Genomic DNA, 23,739 nt, shown 5'->3' with positions numbered 1-23,739 from the left:
CCGGGCTTGAGGCGCGGGGCTTGAGTGGCTCAGCCGAGCCGCACGCGCGCGAGCTGACGCGACTGGGCCACCAAGCGGTCCTGCGCGTCCCAGATCTCGGCGTCCTCCTCCAGGAAGCCGCCGGCCAGGTTCCGCGTCGTGATCGACACGCGGACGGGTCCCGGAGCCGGGCGGCAGCGCACGTGGACGGTCAGCTCGACCGTCGGCACCCAGCCCTTGAGGCCCATCTCGAAGGCGGTCGGCGGCAGCGCGTCCACCGCGAGCAGCAGTGACAGCGGGTCCATGTCGCGGCCGTCGGCGAGGCCGAACCAGGCGCGCATCTCACCCTTGCCGGACGGCGCGCCGAGCGCCCAGCCCAGCGTGGCCGGGTCGAGCTTCAGGTGCAGCCGGTCGGAGATCGCGGAGCTGCCGGGCACGGGCGGCGTGCCATCGGGTGCGTCGCCCGCGCCGAAGCACTGGTCGATGGCGGGCATGGCCGGCGGCTCGGCGCTCGTGCGCACGTCGTCGGGGAGCGTGTCCAGATCGCCGTACGACGCGATGACCCGGATCCGCTCGATCTCACTGCCGTCCTCCGCGTACTGGAAGAGGGAGGCCTGCCCGGTGGAGAGGGTGCGGCCGGAGCGGGCCACATCGGTCCTGATCACGGCGGGGCCCGGCGCGGACGCGGTCAGGTAGTGCGCCGAGATCGTGAACGGGTCGTCGTGCGGCAAGGCGTCCGCGAGGGCGCGGCCGAGCACGGCGAGGAGGTAGCCGCCGTTGAGGGCGTTGATGATCGTCCAGCCCGCGGAGAGGTCGATGTCGTAGACACCGGGTTCGCCCGCGCGCCGGGTGACGGCGGTGTCACGGTCGAACTCGCTGTCGCCGATGACGGCCGGGCGACTCTGCGTGGATACTGCGTCTGCCATACCCGAAAACGTACAACAGGAAATTACTAAGCGGTAGCTTTCACCGTCCACCGGTCCGCGGCTACGGCGTCTCCTCCGTCACTTCCACCCCGGCGGACCTGCGGTTCCAGGCGCGCGGCGCCCGCCAGTGGTAGCGCATCGCGAGCAGCCGCAGAACGAACGCGGTGAGGACCGCGAGGGCGCTGGTGAAGCCGTCCAGGGCGTCGAGATGGATGCACAGGACGACGATCCCGGCGCCGACCATGGCGGGCACCGCGTACAGATCGCGGTCCCAGCGCACGAGGGACGGCACCTCGTTGGCGATGATGTCGCGCAGCACACCGCCGCCGACCGCGGTGGTGAGGCCGAGCGCCGCGGAAGCGGTGAGCCCGAGCCCGTAGTCGTACGCCTTCGTCGTGCCCGTGACGCAGAACAGGCCGAGGCCCGCCGCGTCGAAGACGTTCACCGCCGTCTGGGTGCGCTCGACCTCCGGGTGCAGGAAGAAGACGAGCGCGGCGGCGATCAGCGGCGTGACGAAATAGCCGAGGTCGACGAACGCGGCCGGGGGCACGGCGCCGATGACCAGGTCGCGGAACACGCCTCCGCCCAGCGCGGTGACCTCGGCGAGCGCGGCGATCCCGAAGACGTCCCAGTTCTTGCGGACGGCCATCAGGGCACCGGAGATCGCGAAGACGAAGATCCCGATGAGGTCGAGCCAATGCTGGACGGAGGGCGTGAACAGTTCCTCAAGCACCCGACATTCTTACGCACATTCCCTGGCGAGGGCGTGCAGGCCCGGCTCGGTCGGCCTGCCTTTCCAGCCGGGGGTCCGGGGGTTGCCCCCCGGGAGATGCAGCCCTGCCGGGGGCGCCGCTACAGACTCGGCTTGCCCGTCGTGAACAGCCAGGTGTCGAAGAGGTCGTCGAGCTGCTTGCCGGAGACCTTCTCGGCGAGGGCGATGAAGTCGGACGTCTGGGCGTTGCCGTAGCGGTTCTCCTGCGTCCACTTCGGCAGCAGCTGGAAGAACGCCTTGTCGCCGATGCGCTCGCGCAGCATCTGGAGCGTCATCGCGCCGCGCTGGTAGACGGCCGAGGCGAACATCGTGTCGCGCTGCGGGTCGCCGGGCTTGACCTGCCAGAAGGCGGAGTCCGCCGGACGGGAGTTGTAGCCCGCGAGGAAGGAGTCGTGGGCCGAGGCGCCGCCCTTGTGCTCGGTCCACAGCCACTGGGCGTACGTGGCGAAGCCCTCGTTGAGCCAGATGTTCTTCCACTGCTCGACGGATACCGAGTCGCCGAACCACTGGTGGGCCAGCTCGTGCACGATCGTCGACTCGGAGCGGACCGCCGAGTAGCTCGGCTTGGACTGGGTCTCCAGGGAGAAGCCGGCCTGCGGCATGTCGTCGACGACCGCGCCCGTCTCCTCGAAGGGGTACGGGCCGAAGACCTGCGACCAGTAGTCGGTGGCCTCGGCGGTCACCGCGTACACGTCGACGTTGTTGCTGTTGGCGAGGACCGGGTCGATGGCTACGTAGATCGGGGTACCGGCCGGTGTCTTGCCGGACTTCACATCGAACTTGCCGATGCTGGCGGTCGCGAGATACGTCGCCATGGGCTTCGACTCGCGCCAGTGGTGGACGGTCTGCTTGCCCTTGTCGGTGTCGTACGTGTCGACAAGGCGGCCGTTCGATACGCCGGTCAGGCCCTTCGGGGCCTTGATACGGATGTCGTACGTGGCCTTGTCGGACGGGTGGTCGCTGGACGGGAACCAGGTGGAGGCGGCGTTCGGCTCGCATGCGACGAAGACGCCGTCCGCCGTTTTCATCCAGCCGTAGTCGGAGCCGAAGACGATGGGGCCGCTGAGGGGCTCGGGCACGCCGCCATAGGTGACGGTCGTGGTGAAGGATTTGCCCTTGCGGATCGAGGCGCGCGGGGTGATGCGCAGTTCGTCGCCGCTGCGGGTGAACTCGGCGCGTCTGCCGTCCACTTCGACCTTGGTGACGGTCAGCTTCTGCAGGTCGAGGTCGAAGGCGGAGAGGTTCTGGGTGGCGCGCGCGGTGAGGGTCGTGCGGCCGTCGAGGCGGTCGGTGTCGGGGTTGTACGCGACGTCGAGGGCGTAGTGGGCGGCGTCGAAGCCGCCGTTGCCGAGCTGTGGGAAGTACGGGTCGCCGATGCCGTCGGAGCCGGGGGTGGGGGCGGGGCCGGCGGCTATCAGACAGAAGGAGGCGGCGGCTACGGTGAGCGCGGCCAGGCGTGCCGAACGGGAGAGTGCCATGGGGCGTCCCTTCGAGCGGGTTCCGGTGTAACGGACAGCGGAACTCTGCCGCTCGGCGGTCGACGTGTACATGACCCTATCGGGCCATTTGCGGGGGACCGGGTTGCGCGCGGCACCGGGTCCGACGCCACGGGGCTCCGCCCCGGACCCCGCTGCTCAAACGCCGCAGGGGCTTCACAACAGCCCCGCCGGCGTTTGAGCCCCGGCTTTCAGGTCGTCGGGGGCGTGGGTTCCGGGACCGTGATCACGTCGATGGCCTCCTTCGCCACCTGGAGGAGCGTGGAGTCCTCCGGCGCCTGGTCCGGAGCGTTCTCCGGGTGGTGGCACGCCACCTGATGGGCCGTGGCCAACGGAATCAGCGGCGGCTCCGTCGTCCTGCAGAGCTCCGTCGCCTTCCAGCACCGCGTGTGGAACCGGCACCCGGTGGGCGGGTCGATCGGCGAGGGGACGTCACCGCGCAGCAGGATGCGCTCGCTCTTCGTGCCGCGACGCTTGGGATCCGGCACCGGCACCGCCGAGAGCAGCGCCTTCGTGTACGGGTGCATCGGCGTCGCGTACAGGTCGTCGCGGTCCGCCAGCTCGACGATCTTGCCGAGGTACATCACCGCGATCCGGTCCGAGACGTGCCGGATGACCGAGAGGTCGTGCGCGATGATCACGTACGTGAGGCCGAGCTCGTCCTGGAGGTCGTCCAGCAGGTTCACGACCTGCGCCTGGATCGAGACGTCCAGCGCCGACACCGGCTCGTCCGCCACCACCAGCTTCGGATTGAGCGCCAACGCCCGTGCGATGCCGATGCGTTGCCGCTGCCCGCCGGAGAACTCGTGCGGATAGCGGTTGTAGTGCTCGGGGTTGAGGCCGACCTTCTCCAGGAGTTCCTGGACGGTCTTGCGCACACCGCCCTCGGGCTTGACGCCCTGCAGCCGGAACGGAGCGCCGACGATCGCGCCGATGTTGTGGCGCGGGTTCAGCGACGAGTACGGGTCCTGGAAGATCATCTGGACGTCGCGGCGCAGCGGCCGCATCCCGCCGGTGCTCAGGTGCGTGATGTCCTGGCCCTCGAACTCGACGCGGCCTGCCGTGGGTTCAAGGAGCCGCGTGATCAGCCGGCCCATGGTCGACTTGCCGCAGCCGGACTCGCCCACGACGCCGAGCGTCTCACCGGCGCGGACGTCGAAGGAGAGCCCGTCGACCGCCTGCACCGCGGCGACCTGCCGCTTGAGCAGACCCTTGCGGATCGGGAAGTGCTTGACCAGTCCTTCGACCTTGAGCAGCGGCTCACCGGCCGCCGGGTCCGGAGAGGTCGTCGCCTGCTGGGGAATCGTAGGGGGCGTCGTCATCTCGGCTTCAGGTCCTTTGGCGTCCGTACCTTGGGCATCCGTACCTTGGGCATCCGTCACAGCTTCGGCGCAATCTCTTCGTTCCAGATCCGCTCGCGCTCCTCGCCCGACATGTGGCAGGCGGAGAAGTGTCCGGAGCCGACCTCCCGCAGTTCGGGACGCTCGGTGCGCGTGATGTTGTCCTTGGGTACGTCCGCGTAGGGGCAGCGCGGATTGAAGGCGCAGCCGTTCGGCAGATTGATGAGGCTGGGCGGGGAGCCCTTGACCGGGGTGAGCCGCTCCGTCTGCTCCCTGTCGATGCGCGGCATCGAGCCCAGCAGGCCCCACGTGTACGGGTGTTGGGGCGTGCTGAAGACCTGGTCGGCGGTCCCCCGCTCCACGCAGCGGCCGCCGTACATGACCAGCAGCTCGTCCGCCATCTCCGCGACGACACCGAGGTCGTGCGTGATCATGATGACGGCCGAGCCGAACTCCTTCTGCAGATCGCGGATCAGGTCGAGGATCTGCGCCTGCACCGTCACGTCGAGCGCGGTGGTCGGCTCGTCGGCGATCAGCAGCTCGGGGTTGTTGACGAGGGCCATCGCGATCATCGCGCGCTGGCGCATGCCGCCCGAGAACTCGTGCGGATAGGAGTCGATCCGCTTGTCCGGCTGCGGAATGCCGACCCGGTCGAGCATCTCGACGGCCCGCTTGCGCGCGGTCTTCTTGTCGACGTTGTGGTGGACCCGGTAGGCCTCCACGATCTGCTTGCCGATCGAGTAGTACGGGTGCAGCGAGGAGAGCGGATCCTGGAAGATCATCGCCATGTCGCGGCCGCGCAGCTTGCGCACCGTGTTCGGGTCGCCGGAGAGCAGCTCGGTGCCGTCCAGCCAGATCTCGCCGCTGAGCTGCGCCTTGCGCCGGCCGTACTGGCCGGTGGTGTGCAGGCCCATGATGCCGAGCGAGGTCACCGACTTCCCGGAGCCGGACTCGCCGACGATGCCGAGGGTGCGGCCCTTCTCCAGCGTGAAGGAGAGCCCGTCGACGGACTTGACCAGGCCGTCGTCGGTCGGGAAGTGCACATGCAGATCCCGGACCTCGAGGAATGAGCTGGGGGCGCCGGAGGCGGCGGTGGGTTCACCGACCGCCGCTCCGGTCTTGTTCAGTTCGGTCATCCCAGCCTCACTCGCGGGTCGATGACGGCGTACAAGAGGTCCACGACGAGGTTGGCGACGGCGATCGCGAGGGCCGCGATCAGCGTCACGCCGAGGATCACGGGCAGGTCCTTGTTGCTGATGGCCTGGACCGCCGCGAGGCCGAGACCCGGCAGGTTGAACGTGGACTCGGTGAGCACGGCGCCGCCCATCAGCACGCCGAGGTCGAGCCCGAAGACGGTGAGGATCGGCGTCATCGCGGAGCGCAGCGCGTGCCGGGTGATGACGGCCTGTTCGCCGAGGCCCTTGGAGCGCGCGGTGCGGATGTAGTCCTCGCCGAGGATCTCCAGCATGGTGGCGCGGGTGAGCCGGGCGTACATCGCGGCGTTCAGGAAGGCGAGCACGATCCACGGCAGGATCAGCGTCTCGATCCACGTACCGATCGAGTCGTCGGTGGAGAGCGAGTCGGCGATGTGCACCCAGCCGAGGCTGTGCACGAAGATCCCCATCGCGACCATGCCGGTGAAGAAGACCGGCAGGGAGACGCCGGCGAGGGCGGTGGTCATGGCGGCGCGGTCCCAGAAGGAGCCGCGCTTGAGGGCGGAGACGACACCGGTGGCGACGCCGCCGATGAGCCACAGCACACAGGCGCCGAGGGCGAGCGCGCCGGTGACGGGCAGCGCGTCCTTCAGGGTGTTCCAGACGGGTTCCTCCGTACGGAAGGAGTACCCGAAGCAGGGCGCCGCGCAATGGGTCACGTCATTGCCGTTGGCGTAGTCGCGCCCCAGCGGGATGCCCTTGACGAAGTCCCAGAACTGGACGAGCAGAGGGTCGTTGAGCCCCAGCTTGATCCGGATCCCCGCGAGCTGCTCGGCGCCGGACGACTTGCCGGCGAAGAGCACGGCGATGTCCTGACCCGCCCATTTGGGCAGCATGAAGAAGATGGTGAAGGTCGCGAACAGAACGACGAGCACCATGATGATTACGGCGAACAGGCGCCGGGTGAGATAAGCAAGCACTGTGCGCGGCCCGGCGGCGACCGTGGCCCCTTGTGGGGGTGCACGTCCGCCGCCCGGGGCCATCACCTGCCCTTCGGACTGGCGGGTTTCGGCGGCTGGGGCGGAACCGGACGGCGGATGAACTCCGCCGTCCGGCAGGGGTGTTACTTGACGACGCCCAGGGAGGCGTAGTCGTAGCGACCGCTGTAGGCGTCGGCCATCATGGCGTTGGTCAGACGCGGGCCACGCCACGTGATGTTGTTCTCGTAGATGAACGGCATCCAGTCGGCCTGGTCGAGGATCCGCTTGTCGAGCGCCTTGTAGGTCTCGCCGGCCTTGTTCGGGTCCGTCTCGGCGATGGCCTTGTCGAACATGCCGTCGATCTTCGGGTCGTTGATCTCGGACTCGTTGTAGTTACCGGTCTGCGCGAGGAAGCGGCTGTCCCACAGCGGCTGGCCGAAGCCCTGGCCCGACGGGAAGTCCGGGCCCCAACCGCTCATGATCATGCCGTAGCCGCGCGCCTTGACGACCTTCGGCGAACCGGTGACCGAGGCGGCCTCGGCACCGTCGAAGGAGTCGACCTCGACCTTGATGCCGACCTTGGCGAGCTGCTCCTGCAGCGCCTCGGCGGTGTCGACCTCGCCCGGGTTGTTGGTACGGGCGGTGATCTTCGTCGAGAAGCCGGTCGGCTTGCCGCACTCCTTCAGCTCGGACTTGGCCTTGGCCACGTCCGGCTTGCCCTTGCGGGCGAGGATGCCGTACGGGTCGTAATCGCTGTGGCCCTTGATGGACTTCGGCAGGGTGGAGTTGGCGATGTCGCCACCGGCCAGCTTGCCGCCGCGGGTCTGCTGCAGACCGGCGAAGTCCGTTCCGTAGAACACGGCCTTGCGGCAGTGGACGTTGTCGAACGGCTTGGCCTTGTGCACCAGAGCGACGTAGCGGACGAAGGCGGTCCGCATGTTGTCGACGCTGTCCTTGTGGTCCTGGACGGCGGAGACGCGACCCGACTGGGTCATGCCGGTGCCGTTCATGTCGACGTCGTAGTCGCCTTCCATCAGGCGCTTGTCGTTCTCCTCCAGGTTGGCGGAGATCGTCACGTCGACCTTGTCGGGAAGCGCCGCGCGGACCGGGTCCGAGGACTTCTTCCACTTGTCGTTGCGGACCAGCACGATCTTCTTGTTGGCCTTGTACGACTGGAACTTGTACGGGCCGGCGGAGAACGGGTGCGCGGTGTACTTGGCCTTCGTGTCCTTCTCCTGCTTGACCGGCGAGCCGGTCGGCATGGCGAGGAACTGCTCGAAGTCACCGTTCGGCTTGGGCAGCTTGAAGACGACGGTCTGGTCGTCCGGCGTCTCGATCGACTTCAGGCCCAGCTTGTCCTTGGACTTGTCCTTGTAGGGGCCCTTGTACTCGCCCTTGGGGTCCAGGTTCTTCTTCAGGTACTGCGGGCCACCGGTGATGGTGTCCGTCGCCCAGATGCGCTCGATGCCGTACTTGACGTCCTTGGAGGTGATCGGCGAGCCGTCCTCCCAGGTGATCCCGTCCCGCAGGTGGTACGTGTAGGTCTTGCCGTCGTCGGAGATGTCGGCCTTGGACTTGGCCAGGTCACCGACCAGCTCGTTGGACGCCTCGCCCGGCTTGGGCGCGTAGGTCACCAGTTGGCGCGTGTAGAACCGCATGAAGTCCCAGGACATGCCGTAGTAGGCGCGCTGCGGGTCCGCGGAGTCCAGGTCCTGCTTGCCGACCATGCGCAGCGTGCCCCCCTTCTTCTTCGAAGGGTTGGCGATCTTCTGGTACGCGGCGTCGTAACCGGCGCCCTTCGACGAGTCCTTGGAGTCGTCGTCGCTGCCACCGCCGCACGCCGTGGTCGACACCAGAGCCGCGACCACGAGGGCGGCGCCGGCGGCGAGCCGTCGTTTCGAGGAACCTGTGGGCATTTTCTCGTAACCTCCGAGATCGCGGTCCCGGACACCTGCCGGAGAACCATGGAGTCAAGCCACCTGACGGTGCTGCAGGGGCAGTTCGGTGAAAGCCAGTTGGACTTGTACGGCGTTACCGGGTGCCCTTCGGGTCGAGGGCGTCGCGCAGCCCGTCGCCGAAGAGGTTGAAGGCGAGAACGGTGATGAAGATCGTGACACCCGGGAAGACCATGAACATCGGGTCGTGCTCGTACGTCTCCAGAGCGTCGCGGAGCATGCCGCCCCAGGAGGCCGTGGGCGGCCTGACACCCGCACCGAGGAAGCTGAGCGCCGCCTCCGTGAGGATGTTGGTCGGGATCATCAGCGTCATGTAGACGACGATGGGCGCCGCCAGGTTCGGCAGCAGTTCGCGGAACAGGATGTGCCGCGAGCCACCGCCCAACGACCGTGCCGCCTCGACGTATTCACGCTCCCGCAGGGAGAGCGTCTGCCCTCGGACGATGCGGCCGATGTACGGCCATCCGAAGAATCCGATGACGAGGACCAGTACGGCGATGCGCACCCCGCTGCCGGTCAGGCCGAGCAGGTCGTCGGGGAGCACGGAGACCAGGGAGATGATGAAGAGCAGCTGCGGGAAGGAGAGCAGCACGTCCATCACGCGGCTGATCACCGCGTCGATCCAGCCGCCGAAGAAGCCGGCGATGATGCCGAACAGCGTGCCGAGCACCACGGCGACGATCGCCGCGAGGAACGCCACGAGCAGCGAGATCCGGGCGCCGTAGACGATGCGGCTGAAGACGTCGCGGCCCTTGTTCGGCTCCAGGCCGAAGAGGAAGTCGCCGCTCACGCCGCCGAGCGCGCCCTGGGGCAGGTTCGTCAGCGGGTCGAGCTTGTCCTGGTGGAAGTCGTTCGGCGGGTGGCCGAGCAGGCTGACGATGAACGGCGCGAAGATCGCGACCAGGATCAGAAGGACGACAACGATGCCACCGCCGAGAGCGACCTTGTCGCGCTTCAGCCGGTTCCAGGCGATCTGCTTGAGCGACCGGCCCTCGACCTTGCGGTCTCCGTCTCCCTTGGCAGGCTCGACCGGGGCGCTCGGTTCCGCTTCCGCGCTCGTGTCGTGCAATGGTGCCGTCATCGTGGCAGGGACCCCTCTCAACCGGCGGTGACCGGCCCGCACTTGCCGCTGTGGCGGCGTGGTTCAGTCCGTCGTACACAGAGGCGAAGCCCCCTTGCTGCGGGAGTCTTCAACCTGGGCGCGATCTGTTGCCAGACTTGACAGCGAAAGGATGCCTAAACGTGATGCAGGCTGGGGTGTTCCGTTATCCGGAGAGGGGTGAACGGGGTGCGGACGGTGGGCAGTTGGGCCCCAAGCGGCCGAATGGCCGCGCAACCGGGACAGTTGGGGCGGCACCGGTCAAAAGATGTCCTCAAACGCCGGACGGGCTGGAGCTAACGCGTAGCGCCGTACGGCGGCGGATACCCGTACCCACCCCCAGCGGGAGCGACATGCGCCTCGCGGTCGTAGAACGGCCGCGCGTTCGCCCTGAGCCACATGGCGATGGGGTCGTACTCGTCCGACATCGCGACCGTGGAGACCGGGAGGCCCTCGGGGACCGCGGGGACGGACTGCTGCATCATCGCCCGGACCGCGTCCACGGACGCCGGTGACGTGTCGTAGACGTCCAGGCCGATGGCGAGGTAGGGCGCGCCGAGCGCGGGCTGGACCCAGGCGCGGCGCAGGGAACGGATCGCCGTGGTGCGGTGGGCGTTCTGCGTCAGTACCGCATAGAACTGGGGGATTTCGATCGTGGGCTCGGAGAGCCGCAGCGGGCCCGCGGGCTGCCGGTCGAGGCCGCCCGCGATGCGGCGCAGGTCGAGCCACGGGATGCCGACGCCGCCACCCGGCGCGTGCGGGTTCAGCCAGAGCCCGTAGTGGTCCGGGTAGAGCGTGCGCGCCGCGTCGACCCCGCTCACCACCTCGTACGCCCGCGACCAGCCGGAGGCGGAGAGCTCCTGGGCGGAGGTGACGCACGGGGCGTAGCCGAAGCCGTCCACCTCCATGTTCCCGTACTGGGCGTCAGGAGAGCCGGCCTGGCCGTGCCAGAGCAGCATCCAGACCTGCCCGGCCGCGGGGTCGGCGAGGGCCTTGAGGAGCGCCTCGTACGCGTCGTGGCGTCCCGGCGTCACCTGGCGCAGCATGTGCTCGACTTGTCCAGCCGCGGCCGTGCCCGACGCACTCACCCGTAACCGCCCCTTCGGCTCTTCACATACGTCCGTGTCCCACACGTGGCCGGAAAGCGAAGCGCCGACCGGTCACGTCATGAAACCAGCTTAAGCGGCGATACTGACACCGACTTGACGGACGCCGTCACCCTTCTCGTACGTAGAACGGCCGTACGTGTGTACGCAGCCAGTCCGCGACCGGGTCCTGCGTCACGTCCAGGAACACCAGGTTGACGGCCCAGGCCACCGGCGCGCGGCCCAGCGCCCGCCCCAGCGCCTCCAGCGGAACGTCCCGCGCACCGCCCGCGGCACCGGCGGCCTGCGCCAGCAGTTCCACGCCGATGAACAGGGACGGCTCCGCGTCCTCCACGGTCGCGAGGCAGCGCCGGGCGCTCAGTACCGTGCCGAGCGCCTCGAACTCCTCACGCACCGCGGCCAGGAAGTCCATCGGGTCGACCTGCCAGTCGGGCTCACTGAGCACCACGCGGCCACCCGTCGCCGGGCCGTCCAGCGGGGTGCGGCCACTGCGGGCCAGCTCGGCGACGGCCTGCGGCGGCAGCGGCACGCCCACCGTGCCGTCCGGGTTCACCGCGATGCCGACCTGCGGCGGAAGCCCGCGCGCGAACTCCACGGCCGGGGCCACCGTGCAGTCCATGCGGCCACCGGTGACCGCCATGAACTGCTGCTCGGAGCTGAACACGGGGACGAAGGCCTGGCCCGCGATCTCCAGGCTCGGCAGGTCGAGGTCCCTGCTGGCGTTCGAACCGCCCCTGGGCAGCGGGATCCACACGTGGCTGCGGCCGAGCACCTCGACGACGCGGGCACCGGACTCCGGATGCCCGAGGGCCGCGGCGAGGACCTCCTCCAACTCGTTGGCGGGCCAGCCCTGCACGGGGTGGGCGTAGCCGCCCTCGTGCCCCTGAGCGTGACCGTGACCCGGCTCCGGGGTGCCTGGGAACTCCATGACTGCCATCAACCTCTGCTGTTCCGCCCGCTGCTGCTGCCCGCCGACCTTAACCGGTGTCAGTCGCCGAACGTGATCCCGCCCAGCGCCTCCATCGCCGCCCGGTCGAGCAGCACCGCCGACTCCATCCCGGCCGGCAGCTTCCCCCGCTCCGTCGAGCTGACGAGCGCGCCCACCGCCCTGCGGTGCCGGGCGAAGGCGTACCGGGACACCCCGCGGCCGCGGTCCCGCTGCCCCTCAAGGGCCGTGTCCGCCGGTACGTCGAGCAGCATCAGGTGGACGGCGACCCCGCGCCGCCGCGCCGTGCGGATCACCCAGCGGCGCACCCACGCCTGCGTACCGCAGTCGTGGACGACGACGCTCACGCCCGAGCGCATCGCCCGGCGCAGCCCCACGTAGTGCGCGACGCGGACCAGCGGGCGGTACAGCGCGTACGGCAGGTAGCGCGGCATGCGGGCGGCCCAGCGCTCGCGGGTGTCCTGCGAATCGATCCGGATCTCCTTGACGGCCCGCCGCATCAGCGTCGACTTGCCGCTGCCCGGCAGACCCGAGAGCACGACGAGGTCGCCCGCCGCGAAGGCGAGCAGGTGCGGCGTGTGACCGCGACGGCCGCGCAGATCCCGCACCGAGCGCCGGCCGGTGCTCCGCACCCCCGCCACCACCGGCGCCGAAGCCGACACCGCATACGCCCCCGCCACTGCCTTGTGCACCGTGATCGTCCTCCCCGTTCCGGTCACGCCACCCTTGCCCCTCAAGTGTAAAGAGAAGGTAATGCCACTCAAGGGCTTTCCCTGTCGGACGGGCATGCAATGATGTGCGCGCAAACTGCATACCGGCCGCTTGAATCCGCGCGGGAGAGTTCCGGGTACTCACGAGTGCCCGGACGCCGAAGGAGCAAGTTCCTCCCTTGAATCTCTCAGGCCCCGTACCGCGCGGGCGAGGCAGATCTGAAAAGTGGGGCGTCTTTGTGACGTGACGCCCCCACCCAAGGTGCAAGCCCCTCGGGGCGAACCTCTCAGGTTCCGATGACAGATGGGGAGGACGTCTCGCGTGCGTTCACGAGACTCCGCCATCGCCGTCATGCCACCGGGAGCACACCAGCCATGACCCGCACCACCGCACTGGACGCCCTGCACCGTTCGCTCGGCGCGACCATGACCGACTTCGCCGGCTGGGACATGCCGCTGCGCTACGGCAGCGAGCGCGACGAGCACAACGCCGTGCGCACGCGTGCCGGCCTCTTCGACCTCTCCCACATGGGCGAGATCACCGTGTCCGGTCCGCAGGCCGTCGACCTCCTCAACCACGCTCTCGTGGGCAACATCGGTTCCGTGGGCCTCGGCCGCGCCCGCTACACGATGATCTGCCGCGCGGACGGCGGGATCCTCGACGACCTGATCGTGTACCGGCTTGGCGAGACCACCTACATGGTGGTCGCGAACGCGGGCAACGCGCAGGTCGTGCTCGACGCCCTCACCGGGCGCGCCGCCGGCTTCGACGCCGAGGTCCGCGACGACCGGGACGCGTACGCGCTGCTCGCGGTGCAGGGCCCGACCTCCGCGGCGATCGTGAAGTCCGTCACGGACGCGGACCTGGACGGCCTGAAGTACTACGCGGGACTGCCCGACACCGTCGCCGGCGTGCAGGCGCTCATCGCGCGCACCGGCTACACCGGCGAGGACGGCTTCGAGCTGTTCGTCGCCCCCACCGATGCCGAGAAGCTGTGGCAGGCGCTCACCGAGGCGGGCGCCGAGTACGGCCTGATCCCCGCCGGACTGTCCTGCCGGGACACGCTGCGCCTGGAGGCGGGCATGCCGCTGTACGGGCACGAGCTGACGACCGGGCTCACCCCCTTCGACGCCGGTCTCGGCCGCGTCGTGAAGTTCGAGAAGACCTCGCACGGGGACGACTTCGTGGGCCACGACGCCCTCAAGGAGGCCGCCGCGAAGGCCGAGGCCAACCCGCCCCGCAAGCTCGTCGGCCTCATCGCCGAGGGCCGCCGGGTGCCGCGCGCCGGAATGTCCGTCGTCGTCGACGGCACGGTGATCGGCGAGGTCACCTCCGGCGCCCCGTCCCCGACGCTGGGCAAGCCGATCGCGATGGCGTACGTGGACGCCACGCACGCGGAGCCGGGTACGGCGGGTGTCGGTGTCGACATCCGCGGCACGCACGAGCCGTACGAGGTCGTGGCACTGCCGTTCTACAAGCGCCAGAAGTAGCCGCGCCGCGCATCGGCGCCCCCTCTGTCACCAGCACCTTCCCGCGTACAGGAGAATTCGCATCATGAGCAACCCCCAGCAGCTGCGTTACAGCAAGGAGCACGAGTGGCTCTCGGCCGTCGAGGACGGCGTCGCCACGATCGGCATCACGGAGCACGCCGCGAACGCGCTCGGTGACATCGTGTTCGTCCAGCTCCCCGAGGTCGGTGACACCGTGACCGCGGGCGAGACCTGTGGCGAGCTCGAGTCGACCAAGTCGGTCTCCGACCTGTACTCCCCCGTGAACGGCGAGGTCACCGAGATCAACCAGGACGTCGTCGACGACCCGGCGCTCGTCAACTCGGCCCCGTTCGAGGGCGGCTGGCTGTTCAAGGTCCGGCTGGCCGACGAGCCGAAGGACCTGCTCTCCGCCGACGAGTACACCGAGTTCTCCGGGAGCTGACCCCCTGATGTCCGTACTGAACGAATCCCTGCACGAGCTCGACCCCGAGGTCGCCGTCGCGGTCGACGCCGAGCTGAAGCGCCAGCAGTCGACCCTCGAAATGATCGCGTCGGAGAACTTCGCTCCGGCCGCCGTCATGGAGGCCCAGGGCTCGGTCCTCACCAACAAGTACGCGGAGGGCTACCCCGGCCGCCGCTACTACGGCGGCTGCGAGCACGTCGACGTCACCGAGCAGATCGCGATCGACCGTGTGAAGGCGCTCTTCGGCGCCGAGTACGCGAACGTGCAGCCGCACTCCGGCGCCTCCGCGAACCAGGCCGCGCTCTTCGCCATCGCCAAGCCGGGCGACACGATCCTCGGCCTGGACCTGGCGCACGGCGGCCACCTCACGCACGGCATGCGCCTGAACTTCTCCGGCAAGCAGTTCAACGTGGTCCCGTACCACGTGGACGACGCCGGCCTGGTCGACATGGCCGAGGTCGAGCGGCTCGCCAAGGAGCACCGCCCGAAGGTGATCATCGCCGGCTGGTCCGCGTACCCGCGCCAGCTGGACTTCGCCGAGTTCCGTCGCATCGCCGACGAGGTCGAGGCGTACCTGTGGGTCGACATGGCGCACTTCGCGGGCCTCGTGGCCGCGGGCCTGCACCCCAACCCGGTGCCGCACGCCGACGTCGTCACGTCCACGACGCACAAGACGCTCGGCGGTCCGCGCGGCGGCATCATCCTCGCCCGCAACAAGGACTTCGCGAAGAAGCTGAACTCGGCGGTCTTCCCGGGCTTCCAGGGCGGCCCCCTTGAGCACGTGATCGCGGCCAAGGCCGTCTCCTTCAAGGTCGCCGCATCGGAGGACTTCAAGGAGCGCCAGGCCCGCACGATCGAGGGCGCCCGGCTCCTCGCCGAGCGCCTGACGACCCCGGAGTCCCGCGCGGCGGGCGTCAACGTCCTCTCCGGCGGCACCGACGTGCACCTGGTCCTCGTCGACCTGCGCGAATCGGAGCTCGACGGCCAGCAGGCCGAGGACCGCCTCCACGAGGTCGGCATCACGGTCAACCGCAACGCGGTCCCGAACGACCCGCGCCCGCCGATGGTCACCTCCGGCCTGCGGATCGGCACCCCGGCCCTCGCCACCCGCGGCTTCCAGGCCGAGGACTTCCGCGAGGTCGCCGACGTGATCGCGCTGGCGCTTCAGCCGTCGTACGACGCGGAGGCGCTCAAGGCCCGGGTGACCGCTCTGGCCGACAAGCACCCGCTGTACCCGAATCTCGGCAAGTAACAGCGGGCTCGCTCCCTGGGGCACCGCGCACACTGGAGAGTGCGCGGTGCCCCGCACCACTTCTGTACCGTCCCCTGGAGGAACCCGTGGCCATCTCGGTCTTCGACCTGTTCTCGATCGGCATCGGCCCGTCCAGCTCGCACACGGTCGGCCCGATGCGCGCGGCCCGCATGTTCGCGCGGCGCCTGAAGAACGAGGGCCTGCTGGCCCACACCTCCTCCGTCCGCGCCGAGCTGTACGGCTCCCTGGGCGCGACCGGGCACGGACACGGCACCCCGAAGGCGGTGCTGCTCGGCCTCGAGGGCGACTCCCCGCGCACGGTCGACGTCGAGCACGCCGACGAGCGCGTGCAGACGATCAAGGAGACGGGCCGCCTCAACCTGCTCGGCGCGCACGAGATCCCGTTCTCCTACGACGACGATCTCGTCCTGCACCGCCGCAAGGCCCTCCCGTACCACGCGAACGGCATGACGCTGTGGGCATACGGTGACGAGGCTTCCGACGGCAAGGAGCTGCTCACCAAGACGTACTACTCGGTGGGCGGCGGCTTCGTCGTCGACGAGGACGCCGTCGAGGGCTCGAACCCGATCGTCCCCGACGACACGTCCCTCAAGTACCCCTTCCGCACCGGCGACGAGCTGCTCCGCCTCGCGCAGGAGACCGGCCTGTCCATCCCGGCCCTGATGCTGGAGAACGAGAAGGCCTGGCGCACGGAGGACGAGATCCGCGAGGGTCTCCTGGACATCTGGCGCGTCATGCAGTCCTGCGTCTCCCGCGGCATGTCCCACGAGGGCATCCTGCCCGGCGGCCTCAAGGTCCGCCGCCGCGCCGCGAGTTCGGCCCGCAAGCTGCGCGCCGAGGGCGACCCCAAGGCCCTCGCCATGGAGTGGATCACCCTCTACGCGATGGCCGTGAACGAGGAGAACGCGGCGGGCGGCCGGGTCGTCACGGCGCCCACGAACGGCGCGGCGGGCATCATCCCCGCCGTCCTGCACTACTACGTGAACTTCGTGCCCGGAGCCGACGAGGACGGCGTGGTCCGCCTCCTGCTCACGGCCGGCGCGATCGGCATGCTCTTCAAGGAGAACGCCTCCATCTCCGGTGCCGAGGTCGGCTGCCAGGGCGAGGTCGGCTCCGCCTGCTCGATGGCGGCGGGCGCCCTCGCCGAGGCGCTCGGCGGCTCCCCGGAGCAGGTGGAGAACGCGGCCGAGATCGGCATGGAGCACAACCTCGGCCTGACCTGCGACCCGGTCGGCGGCCTCGTCCAGATCCCGTGCATCGAGCGCAACGGCATGGCGGCGGTCAAGGCCGTCACCGCCGCGAAGATGGCGCTGCGCGGCGACGGCTCGCACAAGGTGTCCCTCGACAAGGTCATCAAGACGATGCGGGACACCGGCGCGGACATGAGCGTCAAGTACAAGGAGACGGCGCGCGGCGGGCTCGCGGTGAACATCATCGAGTGCTGAGGCCGCCTCCTCGGGGTCGGCCGGTTCACGCGCCAGGGGGTTCCCGAATCCGTCGACGCCTCTAGGGTCCTTCTGACGGGTCAGGCTGGATGCGGGTGGCCGTGGCCGTCCGGTGCAGACGAGCGGGGTCTGGTGCGTGCAGCTGCAAGGCGGAGGAGGGCGTCAACGCGGAGCGTTGGCAACCGACGACAACGCCGCAGATGGGCGTGCCAGACCCCGCGACTCCAGCAGGATCCGTCAGAAGGGCCCTAGCTTTGACGTACGGGCAGGGCGGCCGGGGTAACGGCCGCCCTCGCCGCACGGTCCTGGCTCGTTGGATGAATGGAATCCGAGGACTCATGCCCCCTGAGATAGTCAGCCGTCAAGGTTCCCTGGCCGGAGAGCGGTTCGGCATCGGAGCGAAGCCCCTCACGTTCGGCCGCAAGTCCGCGAACGACGTGGTGATCCGCGACGTGAGCATCTCGCGGTTCCATGCCGAGGTACGCCGCGAGGGCCATGGATTCATGCTCTACGACCTGGGAAGCAGCAACGGGACATACGTCAACGGGGAGCGCATGACCTCGCGCGTGCTCCAGCCCGACGACGTCATCACGATCGGTGAGGAGACGTTCTCCTTCGAGGCGGCAGGACCGATGGAGACCATCATGGACCTCTCCGTTCTCGAGGCCCTCACGCCGCCTCCCGCCGAGCAGCCGGTCCCGGTGCTCAAGGTGACGGTGTCGGGCGGCGGTCCCGTGGGGCTTGCCTTCGCCCTGCTCCTGGAGTCCCTGCTCGGCCCCCGGGCCGCCGTCACGATCTACGACGGCCGCTGGACCCGGGACGGGGACAGGGTCGTCTGGAAGGACGCGACACAGGGAAACGTCCGGCGCATGCAGGTCGTCACGGTGCAGAGCCGCCAGTACCTCGGCCTTCCCCAGGAGGTCCAGGACCGGCTGTTCAAGGACGGCGCGTACAGCGAGATGTGGCCGGCGGGCCCGGACTCGATCCGCGGTCACCAGCCCCGCAACATCCGGATCTCCTACGTGGAGGACACACTCCTGGAGCTGGCCAACGAGAAGGCGGACCGCATCCGCCTCGTGCCGGAGCGGTTCGACCCGGTCGAGCACGAGAAGAGCGCGGCCGCGGACCATGTGCTCGCCATCTGCGAGGGAGGTCGCTCCCGGACGCGTGCGCACTTCACAGAGAAGTTCGGCCGGGCCGACACGTCCATCTACTCGCTGGAAGGCGCGCACCTCCAGGACGTGGTGCTCGGCCTGAGGGTGAAGTCCAGGCTGTCGGATCCGATGTCCGTGCTGCTCACCGTGGCGCAGAACCGGTTCCTCCTCAACTCCCTGCGCGGTGAGGGCTTCCTCAACATGCGGCTCACCGACGAGGAGGCAAAGGAGGTCGTGGGGATCGACCCCGTCCGGCAGGTGTTCGAGGAGTGCATCGCCTCGCGCCCGTGCGTGATGAACCGGAGCGAGGACGGCGACTTCCTCTGCGACACCCACAGCACCTTGTTCCTGCCCGCCCTGCTCAAGGGGTCGGCGCTGTGGAAGCGGGTCAAGGAGGGGCTTGCGCTGTTCGCCGTGCCCGAGTCCGACCTGAGCGCCGTCACCGCGTTCCGCCTCGACATGGTGCAGCGGCCGCGGTTCACCGCGCGGCTGCACCCCAAGACGGCCTCGGGACCGGGCACGTACGGATTCCTGCTCGGGGACGCCGCCAACGCCATCCACTTCTGGCCGGGCCGCGGCCTCAACAGCGGCTGGGGATCGGCCATTTCGCTCGCCCGCTCCCTCAGCGGCACCTGGCGGGGGCGGCCGCTGCGCGATGCCGACTTCGTACGCCACGAGGCGGCCATGTCGATGCTCCAGTACCGGCACAAGAGCCGCGCCTGGAACTCGATGATCACCACGGACGAGCAAGGGGTGACCCGGGCCATCAAGGACAAGATCCAGCAGAGCATCTCGGAGGCCGCGGAGCGGACGCCGGACCGGCAGGCCGACCTCGACGCCCTCATGGATCAACTCCGCGCGATCCGCGACCGTCTGGCGCCGCGGATTCCCGGACTGCCCGACGACGCGACGCTCCTGAAGCACCTGGACACGCTGAACGGCCAGACCCTGTACACCCTGGTGCACAGCGGCGCCTGGGACACCCAGATCGTCGGCGGCGAGGAGGTCGACATCGACATCTTCTATCCCGCGGAACGGCTGGACCCACTCCTGGTGGGCTGAGCGACCGGCCCACCGGGGCACCGGACGGCGCCCGCCCGGCTCAGCTCACAGGGCGGCGCTCGTCCCCTGCCCCGACGCGCTCCCCTCGAGCCACTGGTCCCAGCTCAGGTTGAAGGCCGCGTAGCCGTTGTCCGCCGGGGCCTTGGCGCGCGGGGAGCCGGTGATGGTGATCGGGTCGCCCTGCTTGACCTGGCCGTAGAACCACTTGGCGTCGGACATCGACAGGTGCACGCAGCCGTGCGAGCCGCGGGCGCTGCCGCTGCCCGGGTTCGGGTCACCGGTCGAGTAGTGGACGTACGTGCCGGACTGGGTGAGGTGGACGTCCCAGGGCAGCGTCAGGTCGTAGTAGTTGGGGCTGCCCTTGTCGCAGCTGATGCCGACGCTGCAGGAGGTCATGTGGACCTTCTTCTGCTTGTCGATGACGGCCATCGTGCCGTTCCAGGTCGGGTACTCGGCGCTGCCCGCGTTGATCGACAGCGTGCGCACGGCCTTGCCGTTCTTCGTGACCTTCAGGGTGTGGCCGGGAACGGAGACATCGGCGCGCACGTCGTCCCCGACCGTGAAGGTGTGCGTGTAACCGTGCACGCCGTAGCGGCCGTTGCCGTTGCTGACGCCCTTCATATCGGCGTCGACCTTCACCTTCGTACCCGAGGGCCAGTACGTCTTGGGGCGCCAGTCGGCGCGCTTGTCGCCGAACCAGTGCCAGGCGCCCTTCACCGGCTGCGAGGCGCTCACCTTCATGTGCTTCTCGACTTTCGCGCGCGCCTTCGCCGCCACCGGGTTGGTGAAGACCACCGATACCGGCATGGCGACGCCGACCTTGGTGCCGGTCTGCGGAGTGATCGTCTCCAGCAGCATCGGCGGGCCCTTGGGCTTCGCCGGTGACGGCGAGGCGCTCGCACTCGCCTTCCCCGACGGCTCCCCGCCCGCCTTGTCCGTGCCGCCACCGCCACAGGCGCTCGCGCCCACCAGTACCGCGACCGTCGCCAGCGCGACTCCTATGCCACTGCCCCTGCGCCGTCCCACGACCTGCCCCACTCTCCGAGTCCGCTCTGCACAGCACGCCCCGAACGGGGCTCAGCTCCCTGTCAGACAGCCACAGGGCCTCGGTCAGTTGCGTCCGCGCACGTAAAGCGAGTTCCAAGACTTGGGGTGTCCGAAACGTCGGACTCTAGACAGTGACCCTCAGGGCCAGGGCCGCTACAGCGAGTGCGCAGCAGAAGGACCACGCACCGTAGTTCCGGTCGCCGACGCGCAGATGCGCGCCCAGCGCCCCGACGAAGTACAGCACCAGGCCCGAAGCGGCGGCGATCCCGAGGGCCGGGACCACGAACCCGGCGACGAGCCCCAGCGCGCCGGCTCCGAGCGCCGTCCCGAGCCACGGGATCCACGCGTACGGCACCCCCAGCTTGTCGGCCTGAGCCTTCGGATACGCGTGGCCGGCGAGGTTGGCGACGGCCGCCGATCCGTACACGACGGCGGCGAGGACGGTGACGACGACGTAGACGGTGAACATGATGTGCGCTCCTTCAGAAGGGTTCACCAGACGGACGGATCGGCCTGCGCGAAAAGTGACATCCGTGCGGCCCGGGGCATGGCCAACAGCCGCTGATCTACGCAAAGGTGACCTCATTACGCGCCGGATCAGGGACGATGAAAGTTCGACCTCGTCGCCCCACCGACCTGGAGGCCCGCATGATCCGTGGCATCGACGTCAGCTCGCACCAGTCCACGTTCGACACGGACGGCCTGTCGTTCGTCTTCATCAAGGCGACGGAGGGTCGCTCGTACGTCAACCCGCGCCTGGCCGCCCAGACGAAGCGGGCCCGTGACGCGCACTGCGTCGTCGGCTTCTACCACTTCCTGTGGCCGGGGAACATCACGGCGCAGGCCGAGTACTTCGTGAGCAAGTCCCCCGAAAAGGTGGGGGACTTGCTGGCGGCGGACTGGGAGACGACCGGCGAGGGCACGCACGCGAGCAACGCGGAGAAGGACAAGTTCATCCGCGAGGTGAAGCGGCTGCGGCCGAACCATCGGGTGCTTCTCTACGCAAACAGGAATTTCTGGCTCAATATCGACTCGACGTCCTACGCCGGCGACGGCCTCTGGATCGCCGACTACGTCAGTGCCGGAAAGCCCCGCATCAAGGCGGACTGGGCGATCCACCAGTACACCGACAGCCCCCTCGACAAGAACGTCGCCGACTTCGAGAGCAAGGACGCCCTGCACGAGTGGGCCGGCGGCGTCTGACGGGAGCCGGCGGTCAGGCGCGCCACTCCGCCGTGCGCTGCGGGGAGGCCGAGTCGAGGGCCTTGCGCACCGCCGCCGCGTCGGACGCGAGGCCGTAGACCGGGGTGCCGGGCTGCTGGCGCCAGGACTCGTCCTGGCCGCCGGCGTCCACGGTGTCGAAGCCGATCTCGTCGAGCAGCGCGGAGACGACCTGCTTCGCGGCCGCGTCGTCGCTCGCAATGGGCAGGGAGACGCGCTGCGGGTCGCCGGCCGGGCGGGCCTTCTCGAGGATGTCGTGGGCGTAGGTGCCGTTGAAGGCCTTGACCACCTGGTGGCCGATCTGGCGTTCCGTCCAGCGGCTCTCCGTCAGGCCCTCGTCCTCGATCCCGTCGATCTTCCCGTCGCGCTGCTGCGGGTAGTAGTTGCCGGTGTCGATGACCGCGACGTCGTCGGCCGCCGTGTCGAGGAGCCCGGCGGGCAGGTTCGGTACCGCCTTGAGCGGGATCGTGACGACGACGACCTGCGCGTCGCGGACCGCGTCCTCGATGGTGGCGGGCGTGGCGCCGGTCTCCTCCGCGAGAGCGGTGAGGGTGTGCGGTCCGCGCGAGTTCGCCACGTGGACGTCGTGGCCGACGGCCGTGAGGCGGCGGGTGAGGTTGCCGCCGATGTTGCCCGCTCCGATGATGCCGATCTTCATGTCGAGCCTTGCCCTTCGAGGTCGGGAGGATTCGGAAGAAGCATGCACGTGCACAGGATGTGAACCGGGAGGACACACCCGCTATTCCGACCCTCGGACCGGCCTCACTCGTCCACTCGCGATTCCAACTTGCCCTGAATCGCCGTCAGTTCGTCGCGGGCCGCCCGCCCCGTCGCGTTCGCGCAACTTCGGGTCGGCGGTGAACCGGGGCGCGACTGAGGCGTGAGACACCGGTGGGGCGTGCGCCGTGCGCACGCCCCACCAGAGCCGGATGCCTACTTGTTCAGGTTGGCCCAGAACTCGTCGAACGACAGGCGCTTGTCCCCGTTGGCGTCCTGCCCGGAGATGAGTACCTCGGCCACGGAGTCCGTGACGTTGAAGTCGCCCATCTGCGCCATGGCGCTCTTGTACTCGGCCGCCGTGATGAAGCCGTCGCCGTCCGCGTCGAACCGCTCGAACGCCTTGCGTGCTTCCTCGATGTCCGCCACCGGGTCCACCCCTCGTCTTCCGTACTGCTCTCGTACTGCCGTGTTGACGGCAGCCAGATTAGCTGGCGGGCCCCGACCGCAGTGCAGCGAGTACCCAGGCGAACTCCGCCTCGTGCCGTGGCAGGGTTTCCAGACCGCGGACCCGGGACACCAGGTCGCGGAACCGGGCCACGTCGTCGTTGGCGGCCGCCTCCATCCGCTCCAGGACCTCGGCGCGGTCGGCGTCGCCGAGCAGACCGCGCAGCACCTCGTCGGCCTCGGCGGTGCCGGGCTCGACACCGCGCTCCCTGGCCTCGGACGCGAGGTGCACGAGGCGGCTCATGAACCACAGCGAACTGCCGGGCGTCACGTCGGGACCGCGGTCGGCCGCGTTGAACTCGATCATGCGGCGCATATGGGCGCGGAAGTCCGGGTCCCGCATCAGCTCGGCCAGCTCCACCCAGGCGTCGACCTGCTCGGACGTCGGGTCGTCGGGCAGATCGGGGACCATCACCCGCATCCGGTTGCGGATGTCGGGGTCGGCGGCGTCCAGGCCGCCGAAGGTCTGCTCCATGAAGTCGTCGATGATGTGCTTCCGCTCGGCGGCGCTCAGCCGTGCCAGTTTGTTCATCAGAGCCATCTCCTCGGTGCTCGAACCACGCTTCGCGACGGTCGACAGGACGGCCCGGTTCAGTCGCAGCGAACGGATCTGCGCGTCGAGCGCCGCCACGTGTGCGGCGGCGACGGACGCGATGTCCCGCTCCCCGGAGAGGATCTTCCGTACGTCGTCCAGGCCGAGGCCCAGCTCGCGCAGGGTGCGGATCAGCTCCAGGCGGGCGACGGACTCGGCGTCGTAGAGCCGGTAGCCGCCCTCGCTGCGGGTCACGGGGTGCAGGACGCCCTCGTCGGACCAGAACCGGATGGTGCGCACCGTGAGGCCGGTGCGGCGGGCCAGCTGTCCGATCGTGAGCAGCTTCGGGCCGTCGTCGATCATG

Annotated in this window: 22 protein-coding genes and 1 riboswitch; of the genes, 6 read left to right on the top strand and 16 right to left on the bottom strand. The window is 69.2% G+C overall.

Going from position 1 to position 23,739, the window contains the following annotated elements:
• Positions 1 to 29: 29 nt before the first annotated feature.
• From ACIRHA_RS27915 to ACIRHA_RS27865, 11 genes are all read right to left on the bottom strand, one after another.
• Positions 30 to 905, bottom strand: coding sequence for a thioesterase family protein (locus ACIRHA_RS27915; protein WP_403851312.1), 876 nt, complete (start codon positions 903 to 905; stop codon positions 30 to 32).
• A gap of 61 nt (positions 906 to 966) precedes the next feature.
• Positions 967 to 1,638: a trimeric intracellular cation channel family protein gene (locus tag ACIRHA_RS27910; RefSeq protein WP_403851310.1), complete on the bottom strand. Its 672-nt coding sequence runs from the start codon at positions 1,636 to 1,638 to the stop codon at positions 967 to 969.
• Positions 1,639 to 1,757: 119 nt separating this feature from the next.
• Complete coding sequence (locus tag ACIRHA_RS27905; protein WP_403851308.1) at positions 1,758 to 3,155, bottom strand: M1 family metallopeptidase; 1,398 nt, start codon at positions 3,153 to 3,155, stop codon at positions 1,758 to 1,760.
• A 209-nt stretch (positions 3,156 to 3,364) separates the two neighbouring features.
• A complete protein-coding gene (locus ACIRHA_RS27900) occupies positions 3,365 to 4,495 on the bottom strand; it encodes an ABC transporter ATP-binding protein (RefSeq protein ID WP_403851305.1) in 1,131 nt (376 codons plus the stop codon).
• A gap of 56 nt (positions 4,496 to 4,551) precedes the next feature.
• A complete protein-coding gene (locus tag ACIRHA_RS27895; RefSeq protein ID WP_403851302.1) occupies positions 4,552 to 5,649 on the bottom strand; it encodes an ABC transporter ATP-binding protein in 1,098 nt (365 codons plus the stop codon).
• On the bottom strand, positions 5,646 to 6,647 hold the full coding sequence (locus tag ACIRHA_RS27890) for an ABC transporter permease (protein WP_403851299.1): 1,002 nt from the start codon (positions 6,645 to 6,647) through the stop codon (positions 5,646 to 5,648). The genes ACIRHA_RS27895 and ACIRHA_RS27890 overlap by 4 nt, the downstream gene beginning before the upstream one ends.
• Positions 6,648 to 6,790: 143 nt before the next feature.
• Positions 6,791 to 8,563, bottom strand: a complete 1,773-nt coding sequence (locus tag ACIRHA_RS27885) for an ABC transporter substrate-binding protein (protein ID WP_403851296.1) — start codon at positions 8,561 to 8,563, stop codon at positions 6,791 to 6,793.
• 115 nt (positions 8,564 to 8,678) lie between these two features.
• Entirely contained in the window at positions 8,679 to 9,683 is a 1,005-nt protein-coding gene (locus ACIRHA_RS27880) for an ABC transporter permease (protein WP_403851293.1), read from the bottom strand.
• Between the two features lie 314 nt (positions 9,684 to 9,997).
• Complete coding sequence (locus ACIRHA_RS27875; RefSeq protein ID WP_403851290.1) at positions 9,998 to 10,789, bottom strand: enhanced serine sensitivity protein SseB C-terminal domain-containing protein; 792 nt, start codon at positions 10,787 to 10,789, stop codon at positions 9,998 to 10,000.
• A gap of 127 nt (positions 10,790 to 10,916) precedes the next feature.
• Positions 10,917 to 11,735 carry an enhanced serine sensitivity protein SseB gene (locus ACIRHA_RS27870; RefSeq protein WP_403851288.1) on the bottom strand — a complete coding sequence of 273 codons (819 nt, stop codon included), beginning with the start codon at positions 11,733 to 11,735 and terminating at the stop codon, positions 10,917 to 10,919.
• 59 nt (positions 11,736 to 11,794) lie between these two features.
• Positions 11,795 to 12,451, bottom strand: coding sequence for an AAA family ATPase (locus tag ACIRHA_RS27865; protein ID WP_403852121.1), 657 nt, complete (start codon positions 12,449 to 12,451; stop codon positions 11,795 to 11,797).
• 125 nt (positions 12,452 to 12,576) lie between these two features.
• Positions 12,577 to 12,676: riboswitch (glycine riboswitch) on the top strand.
• A 162-nt stretch (positions 12,677 to 12,838) separates the two neighbouring features.
• On the opposite strand from ACIRHA_RS27865, the gene gcvT reads away from it, so the two are divergent.
• The 5 genes from gcvT (at position 12,839) to ACIRHA_RS27840 (ending at position 19,351) form a co-directional block, all read left to right on the top strand.
• Entirely contained in the window at positions 12,839 to 13,954 is a 1,116-nt protein-coding gene (gene gcvT / locus ACIRHA_RS27860) for a glycine cleavage system aminomethyltransferase GcvT (protein ID WP_403851285.1), read from the top strand.
• Positions 13,955 to 14,018: 64 nt separating this feature from the next.
• Positions 14,019 to 14,396 (top strand): glycine cleavage system protein GcvH, encoded by a 378-nt coding sequence (gcvH, locus tag ACIRHA_RS27855; RefSeq protein ID WP_266714318.1) that lies wholly within the window; start codon positions 14,019 to 14,021, stop codon positions 14,394 to 14,396.
• Between the two features lie 7 nt (positions 14,397 to 14,403).
• A complete protein-coding gene (gene glyA / locus ACIRHA_RS27850) occupies positions 14,404 to 15,669 on the top strand; it encodes a serine hydroxymethyltransferase (protein WP_403851282.1) in 1,266 nt (421 codons plus the stop codon).
• Positions 15,670 to 15,755: 86 nt separating this feature from the next.
• Positions 15,756 to 17,135, top strand: coding sequence for an L-serine ammonia-lyase (locus tag ACIRHA_RS27845; protein ID WP_403851280.1), 1,380 nt, complete (start codon positions 15,756 to 15,758; stop codon positions 17,133 to 17,135).
• Between the two features lie 338 nt (positions 17,136 to 17,473).
• Positions 17,474 to 19,351 (top strand): FHA domain-containing protein, encoded by a 1,878-nt coding sequence (locus tag ACIRHA_RS27840; protein ID WP_403851277.1) that lies wholly within the window; start codon positions 17,474 to 17,476, stop codon positions 19,349 to 19,351.
• Between the two features lie 45 nt (positions 19,352 to 19,396).
• Here ACIRHA_RS27840 and ACIRHA_RS27835 read toward each other — a convergent pair whose 3' ends face one another.
• Positions 19,397 to 20,377, bottom strand: a complete 981-nt coding sequence (locus ACIRHA_RS27835; RefSeq protein ID WP_403851274.1) for an Ig-like domain-containing protein — start codon at positions 20,375 to 20,377, stop codon at positions 19,397 to 19,399.
• A 145-nt stretch (positions 20,378 to 20,522) separates the two neighbouring features.
• The gene (locus tag ACIRHA_RS27830) at positions 20,523 to 20,867 is read right to left on the bottom strand and encodes a DoxX family protein (protein ID WP_403851271.1); all 345 of its coding nucleotides are present in this window, start codon (positions 20,865 to 20,867) and stop codon (positions 20,523 to 20,525) included.
• Between the two features lie 179 nt (positions 20,868 to 21,046).
• On the opposite strand from ACIRHA_RS27830, the gene ACIRHA_RS27825 reads away from it, so the two are divergent.
• Positions 21,047 to 21,601 (top strand): glycoside hydrolase family 25 protein, encoded by a 555-nt coding sequence (locus ACIRHA_RS27825; RefSeq protein ID WP_403851268.1) that lies wholly within the window; start codon positions 21,047 to 21,049, stop codon positions 21,599 to 21,601.
• Between the two features lie 13 nt (positions 21,602 to 21,614).
• On the opposite strand, the gene ACIRHA_RS27820 is transcribed toward ACIRHA_RS27825, so the two are convergent.
• The 3 genes from ACIRHA_RS27820 to ACIRHA_RS27810 all read right to left on the bottom strand — a co-directional run bounded on the left by ACIRHA_RS27820 (position 21,615) and on the right by ACIRHA_RS27810 (position 23,738).
• Complete coding sequence (locus ACIRHA_RS27820) at positions 21,615 to 22,325, bottom strand: NADPH-dependent F420 reductase (protein ID WP_403851265.1); 711 nt, start codon at positions 22,323 to 22,325, stop codon at positions 21,615 to 21,617.
• Positions 22,326 to 22,552: 227 nt separating this feature from the next.
• A complete protein-coding gene (locus ACIRHA_RS27815; protein WP_403851262.1) occupies positions 22,553 to 22,765 on the bottom strand; it encodes an EF-hand domain-containing protein in 213 nt (70 codons plus the stop codon).
• A gap of 58 nt (positions 22,766 to 22,823) precedes the next feature.
• Positions 22,824 to 23,738, bottom strand: coding sequence for a MerR family transcriptional regulator (locus tag ACIRHA_RS27810; RefSeq protein ID WP_403851259.1), 915 nt, complete (start codon positions 23,736 to 23,738; stop codon positions 22,824 to 22,826).
• Between the last annotated feature and the right edge of the window lies 1 nt (position 23,739).

The sequence above is a fragment of the Streptomyces sp. NPDC102360 genome, from assembly GCF_044766085.1.
Lineage (GTDB): Bacteria > Actinomycetota > Actinomycetes > Streptomycetales > Streptomycetaceae > Streptomyces.
The sequence above is the reverse complement of the archived record's forward strand: the minus strand, read 5'-3'. Positions and strand labels throughout refer to the sequence as shown.

What these genes read in the sequence shown, in the direction of transcription:
- ACIRHA_RS27870 (WP_403851288.1), bottom strand. Translation starts at nt 11,735, where the DNA reads ATGGAGTTCCCAGGCACCCCGGAGCCGGGTCACGGTCACGCTCAGGGG.
- ACIRHA_RS27905 (WP_403851308.1), bottom strand. Translation starts at nt 3,155, where the DNA reads ATGGCACTCTCCCGTTCGGCACGCCTGGCCGCGCTCACCGTAGCCGCC.
- ACIRHA_RS27825 (WP_403851268.1), top strand. Translation starts at nt 21,047, where the DNA reads ATGATCCGTGGCATCGACGTCAGCTCGCACCAGTCCACGTTCGACACG.
- ACIRHA_RS27880 (WP_403851293.1), bottom strand. Translation starts at nt 9,683, where the DNA reads ATGACGGCACCATTGCACGACACGAGCGCGGAAGCGGAACCGAGCGCC.
- ACIRHA_RS27840 (WP_403851277.1), top strand. Translation starts at nt 17,474, where the DNA reads ATGCCCCCTGAGATAGTCAGCCGTCAAGGTTCCCTGGCCGGAGAGCGG.
- ACIRHA_RS27810 (WP_403851259.1), bottom strand. Translation starts at nt 23,738, where the DNA reads ATGATCGACGACGGCCCGAAGCTGCTCACGATCGGACAGCTGGCCCGC.
- ACIRHA_RS27915 (WP_403851312.1), bottom strand. Translation starts at nt 905, where the DNA reads ATGGCAGACGCAGTATCCACGCAGAGTCGCCCGGCCGTCATCGGCGAC.
- ACIRHA_RS27830 (WP_403851271.1), bottom strand. Translation starts at nt 20,867, where the DNA reads ATGTTCACCGTCTACGTCGTCGTCACCGTCCTCGCCGCCGTCGTGTAC.
- gcvH (WP_266714318.1), top strand. Translation starts at nt 14,019, where the DNA reads ATGAGCAACCCCCAGCAGCTGCGTTACAGCAAGGAGCACGAGTGGCTC.
- ACIRHA_RS27900 (WP_403851305.1), bottom strand. Translation starts at nt 4,495, where the DNA reads ATGACGACGCCCCCTACGATTCCCCAGCAGGCGACGACCTCTCCGGAC.
- glyA (WP_403851282.1), top strand. Translation starts at nt 14,404, where the DNA reads ATGTCCGTACTGAACGAATCCCTGCACGAGCTCGACCCCGAGGTCGCC.
- ACIRHA_RS27895 (WP_403851302.1), bottom strand. Translation starts at nt 5,649, where the DNA reads ATGACCGAACTGAACAAGACCGGAGCGGCGGTCGGTGAACCCACCGCC.
- gcvT (WP_403851285.1), top strand. Translation starts at nt 12,839, where the DNA reads ATGACCCGCACCACCGCACTGGACGCCCTGCACCGTTCGCTCGGCGCG.
- ACIRHA_RS27885 (WP_403851296.1), bottom strand. Translation starts at nt 8,563, where the DNA reads ATGCCCACAGGTTCCTCGAAACGACGGCTCGCCGCCGGCGCCGCCCTC.